Source organism: Helicobacter salomonis, from assembly GCF_900197775.1.
Lineage (GTDB): Bacteria > Campylobacterota > Campylobacteria > Campylobacterales > Helicobacteraceae > Helicobacter > Helicobacter salomonis.
Window position 1 is genome coordinate 1 of sequence record NZ_FZMA01000058.1, and the last position, 12,912, is coordinate 12,912.

Annotated in this window: 12 protein-coding genes; 7 read left to right on the forward strand and 5 right to left on the reverse strand. The window is 46.3% G+C overall.

All coding sequences use genetic code 11. The features are described from left to right. Positions 1–27: 27 nt before the first annotated feature. Positions 28–216, reverse strand: a complete 189-nt coding sequence (locus tag C6H04_RS07320; RefSeq protein ID WP_104732785.1) for a hypothetical protein — start codon at positions 214–216, stop codon at positions 28–30. A 360-nt stretch (positions 217–576) separates the two neighbouring features. On the opposite strand from C6H04_RS07320, the gene uvrB reads away from it, so the two are divergent. The 5 genes from uvrB to C6H04_RS07345 all read left to right on the forward strand — a co-directional run bounded on the left by uvrB (position 577) and on the right by C6H04_RS07345 (position 6,849). Continuing rightward, positions 577–2,547 (forward strand): excinuclease ABC subunit UvrB, encoded by a 1,971-nt coding sequence (gene uvrB, locus C6H04_RS07325; RefSeq protein ID WP_104732786.1) that lies wholly within the window; start codon positions 577–579, stop codon positions 2,545–2,547. 198 nt (positions 2,548–2,745) lie between these two features. Then, positions 2,746–3,171 (forward strand): hypothetical protein, encoded by a 426-nt coding sequence (locus C6H04_RS07330; RefSeq protein ID WP_104732787.1) that lies wholly within the window; start codon positions 2,746–2,748, stop codon positions 3,169–3,171. Positions 3,172–3,260: 89 nt separating this feature from the next. Then, positions 3,261–4,301 carry a hypothetical protein gene (locus C6H04_RS08220; protein ID WP_233711887.1) on the forward strand — a complete coding sequence of 347 codons (1,041 nt, stop codon included), beginning with the start codon at positions 3,261–3,263 and terminating at the stop codon, positions 4,299–4,301. A gap of 233 nt (positions 4,302–4,534) precedes the next feature. Continuing rightward, on the forward strand, positions 4,535–4,750 hold the full coding sequence (locus C6H04_RS08225) for a hypothetical protein (protein WP_233711888.1): 216 nt from the start codon (positions 4,535–4,537) through the stop codon (positions 4,748–4,750). Between the two features lie 401 nt (positions 4,751–5,151). Then, a complete protein-coding gene (locus C6H04_RS07345) occupies positions 5,152–6,849 on the forward strand; it encodes a methyl-accepting chemotaxis protein (RefSeq protein ID WP_104695426.1) in 1,698 nt (565 codons plus the stop codon). A gap of 3 nt (positions 6,850–6,852) precedes the next feature. Here C6H04_RS07345 and C6H04_RS07350 read toward each other — a convergent pair whose 3' ends face one another. From C6H04_RS07350 to C6H04_RS07365, 4 genes are read right to left on the reverse strand one after another with little or no spacing between them, the layout of a single operon-like run. Continuing rightward, a complete protein-coding gene (locus C6H04_RS07350; protein ID WP_104732788.1) occupies positions 6,853–7,815 on the reverse strand; it encodes a transaldolase in 963 nt (320 codons plus the stop codon). Beyond that, a complete protein-coding gene (locus C6H04_RS07355; RefSeq protein WP_104732789.1) occupies positions 7,812–9,146 on the reverse strand; it encodes a UDP-N-acetylmuramoyl-L-alanyl-D-glutamate--2,6-diaminopimelate ligase in 1,335 nt (444 codons plus the stop codon). The genes C6H04_RS07350 and C6H04_RS07355 overlap by 4 nt, the downstream gene beginning before the upstream one ends. After that, positions 9,136–9,756 (reverse strand): histidine kinase, encoded by a 621-nt coding sequence (locus tag C6H04_RS07360; protein WP_104695423.1) that lies wholly within the window; start codon positions 9,754–9,756, stop codon positions 9,136–9,138. The genes C6H04_RS07355 and C6H04_RS07360 overlap by 11 nt, the downstream gene beginning before the upstream one ends. Positions 9,757–9,765: 9 nt before the next feature. Beyond that, on the reverse strand, positions 9,766–10,035 hold the full coding sequence (locus C6H04_RS07365; RefSeq protein WP_104695422.1) for a NifU family protein: 270 nt from the start codon (positions 10,033–10,035) through the stop codon (positions 9,766–9,768). A gap of 89 nt (positions 10,036–10,124) precedes the next feature. On the opposite strand from C6H04_RS07365, the gene rsmA reads away from it, so the two are divergent. Both rsmA and C6H04_RS07375 read left to right on the forward strand, forming a co-directional pair. Next, a complete protein-coding gene (gene rsmA, locus C6H04_RS07370) occupies positions 10,125–11,006 on the forward strand; it encodes a 16S rRNA (adenine(1518)-N(6)/adenine(1519)-N(6))-dimethyltransferase RsmA (protein WP_104732790.1) in 882 nt (293 codons plus the stop codon). After that, positions 10,990–12,912: a ribonuclease J gene (locus C6H04_RS07375; protein WP_233711889.1), complete on the forward strand. Its 1,923-nt coding sequence runs from the start codon at positions 10,990–10,992 to the stop codon at positions 12,910–12,912. The genes rsmA and C6H04_RS07375 overlap by 17 nt, the downstream gene beginning before the upstream one ends.

Sequence of the window (12,912 nt, forward strand, 5' to 3'; positions counted from 1 at the left end):
AAGAGAACCCGATAGTATGGCTCGCGCTTAAGAGGGCCCTTGGGTGGGCGGCGGGTGTTGGGGGATCACCAAGGGGCGTTTGGGGGGATTGGGCCTGGGGGGTTCAAAGACACGGGGGCTAAAGGCGTAAAGTTGAGCGCGCTGGGATTGGTTGGCCTTAATGCGTTTGGCCACCGCATGACTGAGTTTAAGGGTAAGCGGGTGCACTTGTTTCATAGAAAACCTTTCCCATGTTTAACCCTTCTTTATACCACAAAAACGCTAACTAGCCACTTGCACATTATTTGCTTGTTTTTGTCACCATCGTAGTCGCAACTCCTAACAACTAATCTCAAGCTGTAGCAGAAACGCCTTGCTATTGAACTGAGGTGCAAGCCACACACGCCCATACACCTATACAAAAATTCAGTCGGGAAAATCAATAAGTCTCTCCAAAGACTCTCTCAGGTCTTCTTTGTCCCTCTTTTCAAATTTTAGTAATACTATTTAATCATATTATAATAATAAAAAATAATAGAAAGCATGTTGCAAATCCTGCTTTTACGCTATGATCTCTAAAAACCACAAAGAGTCAACATGAATTTATTCAACCTACACGCCCCCTATGCCATGAGTTTGGAGCAAGAAAAAGTCGTGCAAACCTTAAGTGAGGGGGTAAAGCAAGGGGCGCGTTACCAAACTTTAATCGGGGTTACGGGCTCTGGCAAGACCTTTAGCATGGCTAATTTGATCGCGCGCTTGCAAATGCCTACCTTGATCATGAGTCATAATAAAACCCTCTGCGCCCAACTTTACAGCGAGTTCAAAGGCTTTTTCCCCAAAAACCATGTGGAATACTTTATCTCCCACTTTGATTATTACCAGCCCGAGTCTTATATCCCCAGACGCGATCTTTTCATAGAAAAGGATAGCTCAATCAATGAAGATTTAGAACGCCTGCGCTTGAGCGCGGTAACTTCGCTATTAAGCTATGATGATGTGATTGTGGTCGCTAGCGTGTCGGCTAATTATGGGCTGGGCAACCCTGCTGAGTATTTGAGCATGCTAGAAAAAATCCAAGTGGGGCAAGTGCGCCCTTATAAGCAATTCTTGCTCAAGTTGGTAGAAATGGGTTATGCGCGCCAAGACATCTTAGAGCGGGGTAAATTTAGGGTAGTGGGGGAGTGTGTGGATATTTTCCCCGCTTATAATGATGAAAACTTTATCCGCATAGAGTTTTTTGGCGATGAGATCGAGCGCATCACTAGCATGGACGCGCTGGAGAACACTCCCTTAAAGCAACTAGACTCTTACCCCCTCTATGCGGCAAATGCCTTTATTGTGGGTCCGGAGCGTTTGCAACAAGCCATTAAAGACATTGAGCAAGAATTACAAGCTCGTCTAAGCTTTTTCAAACAAGCCCAAAAGCCCCTAGAGTATGAGCGCCTCAAAACCCGCACCGAATTTGACTTAGAGATGATTAGTGCCACGGGCATTTGTAAGGGCATTGAAAATTATGCGCGCCACTTCACGGGCAAACAAGAAGGGGAGACTCCCTATACTTTGATGGATTACTTCGCCCAAAAGCAACGCCCCTTTCTGGTGATAGTCGACGAGTCGCATGTGAGTTTGCCCCAATTTAAGGGCATGTATGCCGGGGATTTGAGCCGTAAGCAAGTCTTGGTAGATTATGGCTTTAGATTGCCCTGCGCGCTGGATAATCGCCCGCTTAAATATGAAGAGTTTATCACCAAACCCCCCCATTTTCTCTTTGTCTCAGCTACCCCCAACCCCCTAGAGTTAGAACTCTCACAAGGGCATATTGCTGAACAGATTATCCGCCCCACCGGGTTACTAGACCCTGAGTATGAGGTGCGCCCCGTGGCTAACCAAGTGCGGGATTTATTTGAGAGCATTAAAGAGGTGGTGAGCAGACATGAGCGCGTGCTGGTTACCACCTTGACTAAGCGCATGGCGGAGGAATTATGCAAGCACTATTTAGAATGGGGCTTGAGGGTGCAGTATCTGCATAGCGATATTGATGCGATCGAGCGTAACCACTTAATTAGAGAGCTTAGATTAGGGGTTTTTGATGTGCTCATTGGGATCAACTTGTTGCGCGAGGGGCTAGATTTGCCTGAAGTGTCCTTAGTGGCGATCTTGGACGCGGATAAAGAGGGGTTTTTACGCAGTGAAACCAGCTTGATTCAAACGATGGGGCGCGCCGCACGGCATGTGCGTGGCAAGGTGCTTTTTTATGCCGATAAAATCACAGCAAGCATGCAAAAAGCGATGCAAATTAGCGATGAGAGACGGGCTAAACAAAAAGCCTTTAACTTAGAACATGGCATTGAGCCTAAGAGTGTGCAAAGGCATGTTGAAGAAGAGTTGATCGATAGCCTGCCTGCCAAGCCCAAACGCTCCAAAGCCCTAGAAAAAATGCCTAAGAGTGAAAAGGATCGCTTAATCAAAACTTTAAGGGCGCAAATGCAACAACGCGCTAAGGTGTTGGACTTTGAAGAGGCGGCAAGACTACGCGATGAGATCGCTAGGCTTAGAGGGTTGTAGTGTGTTGTGTAGCGTGTTGAAAAAAATTTTCTTAGGTCTGTTGTTAGTGCTCATGCCCTTTTTTACAGGCGCCATGCGCCTAGCGAAGTTTGGGCGTGGCGTTGTGTCATTAGCGGGGTTTTTAATGCTCTAGCTGTGGTGCTGTGGTATCCCTTATTTACTTAAGGCTTGCGTTCTGTGCCCTAGTAAGGATAAATGTTGAAAATTTTTTTCTTGTTCTTGGGGTTAGTGTTGATATCCCTCATCATTTTGTTTGTGTATGATAGGTTGAGTTTGGAGCGTAGGTTGAGTTTGGAGCGTTATACAACGAAGTGGATCAAGCGCATAGGGCGGTTTTATTTAGGGCTTTTGCTTTTCATCACACCCTTTTTAACGCCTTTTTTATGCGCTAGAGTGGGGAGCATATTATTGCATTCGGGGCATGAGATTTTAGCGCTTTTGAGCGTACTCCTTTGTGGTTTGTTCTCCTTTTGGACAATTTATGGGGTTTATGATGACACAAAACCTAGCAAGGTGTGGAAGTGGGCTTGTTTGGCGAGCGCCGGGCTTAATGGGGTGATTTTAATAGGAGGCATGGGCTTTGTCGCATGGGTTTTCTTTGGTCCGCACACTCCATTGTTCTAGTTAGCTATGCTAGAACCAAAAGACTAGAAAAATACATAAAATAAAAAATACAGTGTATTGAGCGATAAGAATTTGCAAAGGAGTTTAAAATGCGCTTAAAGCTAGCGGCTTTATTGCTTGTGGGCTTCATCCACGCATCGCCTGCCAAATGGCTTTCACAAATGGAGGTTTTGCAGGCTAAGGTGTTGGAGAGTTACGCTATTTCTAGTGATGTGCGCTCTAGGCACGGATCACGGAGATTAGAGCAAGAGCCTTTAAAAAGCTCTTTAGAGCAAAAAGCCCAAGAAATCCGCGCTCTAGCCCAAAATTTCATCCAAGAAATGCCCCTTTTAAAGACTTTAAAACCTAATGAAACCCTTAAAACTTTAAGCCAAGCCCAGCTTTTAGAGTTGCTTGATAGCTCTATGCCAAAAGCCAGAAACAAGGCGGGTAAATACCAAGCCCTCAATAGCCCCCAAGCCAATTTGGAATTGTTTTTGTCCCTGCTAGAAATCTATCAGCCTCTAGTGGCGTTGCAACAACAGGGTGTGCAGGTTTTAGAGGATTGGCAACACTTATTCCTCCAAAAGCCCAAACCCCAAGATGATTTAGTTATGGAGCTTGCCTTTAAAGTCAATATACTCAAGAACTTAGGCAAGCAAACGATAAAAGTGCCCCAAGCTCAATTTGTGGCTTACACACTCAGCTCAGAATTGTGGAGCGCGCCTAATAAATTGCAAACATACGCCCCCCACGATCCCAAACTAGACACTTCTTTAAAGCAGGTCCTAGCTTACCAGTTATCCCGATCTTGGAGCGATATTCAAGATTGGGGCTTTTATATCGATCAAGTCTTTGATGTGGATCAGCCTAGAACACCCCAAAAACCCTTAAAATTATCTGCCATTGTGCAAAGACCTGGCGTGTGCTTGCTAGGTACACTCCTAGACCCTTTATCCTACCAAACCTGCCTCGATGCCTTTAAAAAGCCTCCAGCCAATCTCTATCGCAATCTAAAAAACTATTTGGTAACTCAACGCCTTTTAAATGTGGAGAATACTCCTTGTGTATATCTAAATCCACAGAATAAACTCCAAACTTTTAAGTCTAATAATGCAATCTGTTTGGCGTTGCAAAAGATGAAATTTTAAGGAAATCTGTGCCCTTTTTACTTTGGATTGGCTTACTCTTTCTACCCATGCTAGCAAATCCTATTCAAGAGATACAAGCTTCATTTTGTATGGACATATACTACACCCTCCCTCTTTGCACGCCTTTTTGACAAAACCAAGCTCCCAAAGACAACAAATACTCCAACCAACCCCAAAGTATGGCTATCCCCATCTTAAAGCAATTCAAGGCAAACACCCCCAAAGAACATACTATGCTAAGAGCGATGTATCTCTTTAGCGCGCTCACTCTCTTAGAGTTCATCAAAGAATCCATGCCAGATAGTCCAGAAGCGCGCTCTTTTAACAAAACAGCTACACAAATTGCTTTAGACTTTTCACAAATTAACGCGTTTCTCTATGCGCCCCTTTTGCAACTCCAGCAACATGGGCTCAATCCCCTTGCATACGTCGGTTTTATTTGTAAATGAAAAAAGTGCGCTGCACACGCTCAAAGTTGTTTAAACGAGTATTGCGATGTAGCCTGCACTTCTTGTATTCAGTGCATCATTGAATATAGCTGAAGGCGGATGGTGTTCTTAACAAATCGATCTGGGCGATAGGCATTGGGCATTGAAAAGCTTTAAATGGTGTTGAGACGACTCTTGGTACTATGCCGGCTGGAGAGTTTGAGGTCTAGATTGTGCCTTTGTAGGTATTCTTGTGCGACTACGCTGATAGGTAGATTTGCGGATTTATGGAGTGGCATGGGTCAAGAGTTACCTAATAGGTCTAACCAATCTATTTGTTAGCTAGTTGTAAGTGATATTTGTGTACATACAGCATTTATATAATAATGATAATAATATATATTCCTGCCAAAGGATGTGCGATGACATTAAATTTGCGTTGGAAGATCACCTTGATTGTTTTGGGATCTTTGTGTGCCTTGAGTCTTACTCTTACTTTTCTGAGTCGTTCTATGGAGAAACAAAGTTTTAAGAAGACCATTGAAACTTTTGATGCCAATGCGTTGCTCAAGCGCGAGCGAGGCATTGAGCACGATATTTCCTTGATTGTTGCAGGGGTTCATACATTTTTTGCTCGGCATACCAAAGAAATAGCTCTCCAAGAGAGTATGCACTATTTGAACACCATTAATCAAATTAAGGGGCGCTCTTATGTTTCAGTCCTCACCAAGGAGGGGACATTGCTTGCCGATCACATCCATCCGGATTTGGTGGGGAAAAATGTTTTGAATGTACAGGATGAGTGTGGGGGTTTTTACTTCAAAATATCCATCCAAAACGCCCTAAATAACCCCAAAGGAGGCGTTCATCGCTGCCATTCCAAAATTTTGGATTCCAAGGGTCCTCTAGGAGGCTATGTAAGTTACGCCTATTATGATCCAGTGAGCGACCTGATTCTTGTATCAATAAGCTCTCTTCATAATATTCACGATAGCATGGAAGAGGCAGAGAAACGCGCCTACCATCTAGCCGATCAAAATTTCCACACGCTATTGTGGATAGCACTCTTTAGCACTTTGGGCATCATTGCCATCACCTTTATGCTAATCCATGTGTGGATTGTCCGTCGTTTAAGAGCCTTAACGGCGGTGGTGCAGAATTTTTCTAGCAGCAAAAAAGACCTCACAACACGTATCTGTATCAGTGGGCAAGCACAGGATGAGATCAGTGTGAGCGCCAATTGTATCAACACCTTCTTAGAGCATGTCTGTGCCTTTAATAATGACATCAAAGATTGCTCTAAACAAAGCCACTCTTCTGCTCTCCAACTCGAGCACGCGATGTGCCATACTACGAATAAAATGCAACAGACCACCCAGACCATCACGCAAATCAAGGACGAAGGAGTTCATCTCTCACACAGTCTTGCAGATGTTACCTCCATTGTAGACGGCATGGTAGCTGAGCTAGTTGAAGCACTTTCCTTGCTAGAAAATCGCAAAAATAGTGTCTGCACTCTACACAGGGCCATTATCGAAAATGTCGCCAGTGAGCGGGAGTTAATCGGTCAAATTGAAAAACTCACCCAAAGTGCTAATGATGCGCAAAGCATTTTAGAAACCATCGATGAGATCGCCAAGCAAACCAATTTACTCGCGCTCAATGCAGCCATCGAAGCCGCGCGTGCGGGCGAGCGGGGACGCGGGTTTGCGGTGGTGGCTGATGAAGTAAGTAGTCTAGCCGCGCGCACCCAGCAGGCCCTAACGGAGGTCAATGGCACGATTTCTAGTATTGTGCAAAATGTGGGCGCTGTAGGAGAGAAAATGCATGAACAAGCTGCGCGCATTGAAGAATCTAGTGTTTTGAGCATGGGTGTGAAAGAGGGCTCTATTCAAACCATAGAGTATTTAGAGAAGCTCATCGAGCGCATTAAAGGGGTGAATCTCATCTTTATCGACTTAGGGCAGGACACCCAAGACATTATCAATAAGGTGATCTCTGTACAGAGTTGCGCGAGCGACACCTTGAAAAACGCGCACACGATGCAAGAAATCATGCGCGCTTCCAAACAATTGGTAGAGCATATTGCTCAAAAGACCAATGATTATAAGACTGCTTGAACTTTATTCAAGACTGCTCAGGAGGGTCTTGAACGATTCTTGAAAGCTAGCTAAACCCGCGTTTAATAGTTCCGCGTAGGTTTGGTTGAGATCAAAGCCCAGACCTTCTAGCTGGGCTTTGAGGGGGGCAAACTCTAGGATTTTAGGGGCGGAGCTTGGGGCTTGGTGGTAGGCGCGGAGTGCTTCTAGGGGGGCGGTGTTGATACTATGGGGCATTTTGAGGGCTTGGATGTAGTAGTCTTTGGGGAGAGTGGGCTCTTTAACCCCCGTGCTTGCAAAGAGGGGGTAGAGGTGGGGGAGATTGAGATTTTGGATGTGTTGGTAGCATTCTAAAGCATTAGCCGCGCCTAGTTGGTGGGCGAGTTGGGTGCGCTGGGTTGTAGTGATGGGAGCTTGTGCCAAAAAGCGATCCAGAGCCACATCCAACCTAGAGACAAAGACACTAATCACGCCCATGTGTTGGGCGTTTTTCAAGGCTAGGGTGCATTCTTTAGCCTGCGTGGGGGAAAAGACTAAGGTCGCATTGATGGGCATGTGCGCGCTCAAATGCGCCATCGCCTCTAATCCGCTAGGCGTGGCTGGGATTTTGATCATCACATTAGGGCGCGCGAGGGCTTGGTGTAGGCGTTTTGCTTCCTGCACGCATGCGCTCACATCCCCCTCTAAAAAGGGATCGATCTCTAGGCTGATATATCCCGTAGCCTTATTCTTCTTATAAAGAGGCAGAAGTAAATCCGCAGCGCGCTGGATGTCCTCAATAGCTAGGGCCTCATAAAGGACTTTAGGTGTGTCGCCCTTGAGGGCATTAATCGCCTCCTTATAAGCCTGAGAGCGTGTGATTGCTTGAGTAAAGAGCGCGGGATTAGAGGTCGCCCCTGCGATCTGCCCCCTTTGAATAAGCGTGCGAAACTCCCCCTCTAAAAAATCCCTCTCAATAAAATCACACCAGAGATAAAAATCCTTCATACCTGCTCCTTAAAAAAATTACGCACTAGGGCGCGATCATCAAAGGGCAAATGCGTCTCGCCCACAATCTGCACGCATTCATCTCCCTTGCCTAAAATGAGCAACACCTCATCGTCTTGTAATTCGCTTAGGGCTAACTCAATGGCTTTTTTGCGATCGGGCTCCACCATCGCGCGCGCGCGCAGCTCTGGGGCAATCCCACTTAAAATATCCTTAATAATAGCTAAAGGATCTTCAGTGCGTGGGTTGTCCGAAGTGATATAGCTTTTAAGCGCGTGCGTGGTGGCTACCTGTCCCATCAGCGGGCGTTTGCTCCTGTCTCGATCGCCCCCCGCACCAAAAACCACCTTGATCTTTTGCGCCTTAAAGCTGTTAAAAATCTGCACAAATCCATCGGCAGTATGGGCAAAGTCCACCACCACTAGGGGGCTTTGGTGCACCACCTCCATACGCCCCTCCACCCCGGGAAAATCACCCAGTAGGGGGCAAAGACTCTCTAGGGGTTGCTTAGTGAGTGCGCGCACACATAGCAGAGCTCCCAAGAGATTATAGAGATTATGTAAGCCCATAAGAGGGGCATGCACGATTCCCATCTCCGCAGAGCTATTAGGATTGCGTCGCGCTCTAGGATCAGCATGAAATTCCACATGCGCGCTAATTTCGGGCTGTAAGCTGTAAGCGTTCACGCTCAAATGGGTTTTACGCTCACAGGCGTAGCCATAGGCATTTGTGGGGTTAAAGCGCACATGCGGGTCGTCTAAATTGATAATTTTCAAACTCTCATCGCTCAAAAACTGGTTTTTGATCGCGCGGTAAGTCTCTAAATCCCCATGATAATCCAAGTGATCGCTGGTGATATTGGTATGCACCTTAGCAGCAAACTCCAAACCTAAAATGCGTTCTTGAGCGATCGCATGCGAGCTTACCTCCATCACAAAATACTCTACCCCCTCTGAGCTAGCGCGCTCAATATCCCCATAGAGTTCTAGCAGACTAGGCGTAGTGAGCCCCTTAGGCTTAACTTGTGCGCCCTTGATAAAAAAGCCCCGCGTGCCCAGCAAAGCGCAAGAGTGCCCCAAAGCTTGCAGTAAAAAGCCAACGAGCGTAGCAGTAGTGGTTTTGCCATTAGTGCCTGTGATCCCAATGATGGGGATCTTTAAATCAAAATAACGCCCTAATTCTTGCGCCTCCAAACAAGGCATGTTGGATGGGATAAAGCGCGCGTTGGAGGGCGTTTTAACCAGCAGCACCCCCTCTGCAATCTCTCGCGTGTCATCGCTTAGGGCTTCATAGATTTGATCCTTAAAAATAACGCGCTTGCTAACAATCATGTTTATCCTGCTGGGCTTTTTCCAAGCGCAGGGCTTTTTGCAACAACGCCATCACGCGCGGGTCATACCAAAGTAGTTCGCGCATGTTTTCAATGTAGGCAATGGACATGTCATAGAATTTATGATCCACCAGATTTTCTAAAAACTCGTAAAAATCCTCTTTGCGCTCAAAGATCACTTTGGTGCTGAACATCAAATTCTCAAAGACTTCTTTAAAATCCTTGCCCGCGCACATCGCCTTGAAGTCGGCGTACAAAATCCCATCTAAACTCTCTGCCTTGAGTTGGTTTTCATGCCCAAAGGCTTGCGCCATTTTGCTCAAACTCTCATCAAAGGAGTTAATGAGCTCTAAAATCTGCCCTTGAATGCTGGCTTTGTAGCGCCGTGGCTGGGAGTGTAAGAGATTTTGATAGAGTTCGTAAAAACTATGCGCTTCTTTAGGGAAGTCTAGGGCAATGTCGCTTAGTAGCAAGCCGATCTTGGCGTTGGCATCTAAAGGGTCTAAAAACAAGGCTTGGGAGCATAAAAACAGGGCTCTAAAATATTGCTTTTGTAAAAAAGCCTTATAGCCCTGCGTGGTGTAAGAGCGTTTTTTAGGGTCGTTATTCAAGGGACAACCTCAAGGAAAGAGTTTTTGGTATTGCTCTTTGGAAACATGCACCACCTGCATGTCTGGGTGGATCTCCTCTTGCAAACAACGCTCGATCCCAAACTTAAGCGTATTGCTACTGGCAGCACAGCCCTTACATGCTCCCACTAAAGACACATAGACTTTCGCGTCTTTGATTCCCAACAAGACCACATCGCCCCCATCTCTAAGCAACATCGGGCGCACTTTTTCTAAAGCTTTTTCTACAGGTTTTTGCAATTCTTGATCGCTAAAGATCATGGTTACTCCTTAAAGACTTTGCATTATAGCCATTTTCCACGCGTTTAAGCTAGCCCATGCTAGAATAAATAGCAAATGTAAGGTTAATCATGGCGTTGTTGGGGCAGCATTTCTTGCACGATGCCTTTTATCTAAATCAGATCTTGCAATCCATCCCCTGCGAGCACTTTGCTAATGAAGTGCAGATGGTGGAGATAGGGGTTGGCTTGGGAGATCTCACCACTAGGCTTTTAGATAGGCTGGGCTCTAAGACTTTGATCGCCTACGAAGTGGACAGGGCACTGGCCAAAGGTTTAAAAAATAGGCTTAGTCCTGAATCTTGGGCGCGTTTGGAGTTGGTTCTAGGCGATGTGATGGAACGCAAAGGGGTTGAAAATGGCACATACGATGTCTTGGCAGGACTCAAATTGCCCCGTGTGGGCTTTCTGTGCGACAAGCCCTATTTTTTGGTCTCTAACTTGCCCTATTACATCGCCACGCCCATTATCGCCCGTGCGCTCAAAGATAGTCTCTGTGTTGGGCTGGTTGTGATGACTCAGCTAGAGGTGGGCTTGAAATTTTGCGCCTCTTGTGGGAATGGAGATTATAGCGCGTTGAGTGTGCTTGCCGGGCTTACATGTGCTAGGCGGGAATTGTGTTTTGAAGTGCCTAAAGAAGCGTTTAACCCACCTCCCAAAGTGCGCTCCAGCGTGATCGCTCTAATCAAACACCCCTTGGAATCCACCCCGCCCTCCTTAGATGTTACAGACTTAGAAGAGTTGCTCAAGCGCGCTTTTAAGGCCAACCGCAAGACCCTTAGCAATAATCTCAGGGGAATTTGTGCGCCAGGCTGGTTACAAGGTTTTCTAGCTGAGCGCGCCCTTAAACCTCAAGTACGCCCGCATGAATTGAGCCCTACAGACTACCTAGACCTAGCTTATGATCTCACCCAACAATCTAAAATAGGAGAATACTATGGATCAACCCATTGAAAACAAAAGCCCCTCAGTTCAGCCCACACAACCCGATCAGACCCCCAAAGCTCCCCGCCCCAATCGCATTAAGCAGGGCAGGGGACATCACTACTCCCAGCACTCTGAACAAGCCGGGGTTAAAAACATCACTAAGGCCAATGAGCGGGGCAATTTAGGCTTTCATAAAGAGCTTAAAGCGGGCGTAGAAACTAATAATAAGATTCACATCAATCATCTAAACCCTCATTATAAACTCGATCTCAATGTCAAAGCCCGTATTAAAATCACCCCTCTGGGCGGCTTGGGCGAGATCGGGGGGAATATGATGGTCATTGAAACCATGCACCAAGCCATCATCATTGATGTGGGCATGAGTTTCCCCAGTGAAGACATGCATGGGGTAGACATCTTGATCCCCGATTTTAGCTACCTACACAGCATTAAGGATAAAATTGTAGGCGTGCTCATCACCCATGCCCATGAGGATCATATCGGGGCTGTGCCCTATCTCTTTAAAGAATTGCAATTCCCTCTCTATGGCACGCCCTTAAGCTTGGGGATGATCGGCAATAAATTTGACGAACACGGCTTGAAGAAATTTAAAAGCTTTTTTAAGATCGTGCAAAAACGCCAACCTATCCAAATTGGCGAATTCATTGTAGAGTGGATTCACATCACCCACTCCATTATTGACGCGAGCGCATTAGCCATTCAAACCAAAGTGGGCACGATCGTGCATAGCGGGGATTTTAAAATCGATCACACCCCGGTGGACAATTTACCCACCGATCTCTACCGCCTCGCCCACTATGGCGAACAAGGTGTCATGTTATTGCTCAGTGATAGCACTAATTCTTACAAGCCCGGAATTACTCCTAGTGAAACTAGCGTGGGACCCGTGTTTGAGAACCTCTTTAAGAGCGCTAAAGGGCGCGTGATCATGAGCACCTTTTCTTCTAACATCCACCGAGTGTATCAAGCCATCCAACACGCGATTAATCATAACCGCAAGGTCGCTGTGATCGGCCGTTCTATGGAGAAAAACCTAGATATCGCTAGAGAGCTAGGCTATATCCATCTGCCCTCTAAGACCTTCATTGAAGCCCATGAGGTCGAAAAGCTTCCCGATCATGAGGTTTTTATTGTAACCACGGGCTCACAGGGAGAGACCATGAGTGCGCTTTATCGCATGGCCACCGATGAGCACCGCCACATTAGCATTAAACCAAGCGATTTGGTCATTATCTCAGCTAAGGCAATCCCGGGCAATGAGGCGAGTGTGTCCAGCATTCTAAATCTGCTGATGAAAAAAGATGCCCAAGTGGTGCACCACGCCTTTGACATCCATGTGAGCGGGCATGCCGCCCAAGAGGAGCAAAAGCTGATGTTGCGTTTGATTAAGCCCAAGTTCTTTTTGCCCGTGCATGGGGAGTATAACCATGTTGCCAAACATAAAGAGACCGCGATAGCGTGTGGAATCCCTGAGAAAAATATTTATCTCATGGAAGATGGGGATCAGGTGGAAGTCAACCCTAATTTTATGCGTAAGGTCAAGAGCATTAAGAGCGGGAAGCACTATGTGGATAATACCAACAATGTCAGCATTGAGCAAAGAATCGTAGATGAACGCTTGGAGATTGCCAGCGCGGGGCTACTAAGTGCGGTGTTATTCATCTCCAAAGAAGCCCAGAGCTTGATGCCCCATTCTAAAATTAGCAGTGTAGGCATTGTCAATCTCAAGGAAGAACGCCACTTCTTAGAGGATTTACAAGATTCGCTAGGTTTGCACATTAAAGCCCTACGCCAAGATGTGTTGGGTAACAATAAGTCTTTAGATGAGAGCGTGCGGCATTTCTTGCGCAAGGCGTTATTCAAGCACACCAAGAAATACCCCGCTATCGTGAGTCATGTTTTTGTGAGCTAG

Excerpts from the sequence above, each read along its gene's own strand:
- C6H04_RS07320 (WP_104732785.1), bottom strand. The coding sequence starts at position 216 with ATGAAACAAGTGCACCCGCTTACCCTTAAACTCAGTCATGCGGTGGCC.
- uvrB (WP_104732786.1), top strand. The coding sequence starts at position 577 with ATGAATTTATTCAACCTACACGCCCCCTATGCCATGAGTTTGGAGCAA.
- C6H04_RS08220 (WP_233711887.1), top strand. The coding sequence starts at position 3,261 with ATGCGCTTAAAGCTAGCGGCTTTATTGCTTGTGGGCTTCATCCACGCA.
- C6H04_RS08225 (WP_233711888.1), top strand. The coding sequence starts at position 4,535 with ATGCTAAGAGCGATGTATCTCTTTAGCGCGCTCACTCTCTTAGAGTTC.
- C6H04_RS07345 (WP_104695426.1), top strand. The coding sequence starts at position 5,152 with ATGACATTAAATTTGCGTTGGAAGATCACCTTGATTGTTTTGGGATCT.
- C6H04_RS07350 (WP_104732788.1), bottom strand. The coding sequence starts at position 7,815 with ATGAAGGATTTTTATCTCTGGTGTGATTTTATTGAGAGGGATTTTTTA.
- C6H04_RS07355 (WP_104732789.1), bottom strand. The coding sequence starts at position 9,146 with ATGATTGTTAGCAAGCGCGTTATTTTTAAGGATCAAATCTATGAAGCC.
- C6H04_RS07365 (WP_104695422.1), bottom strand. The coding sequence starts at position 10,035 with ATGATCTTTAGCGATCAAGAATTGCAAAAACCTGTAGAAAAAGCTTTA.
- rsmA (WP_104732790.1), top strand. The coding sequence starts at position 10,125 with ATGGCGTTGTTGGGGCAGCATTTCTTGCACGATGCCTTTTATCTAAAT.
- C6H04_RS07375 (WP_233711889.1), top strand. The coding sequence starts at position 10,990 with ATGGATCAACCCATTGAAAACAAAAGCCCCTCAGTTCAGCCCACACAA.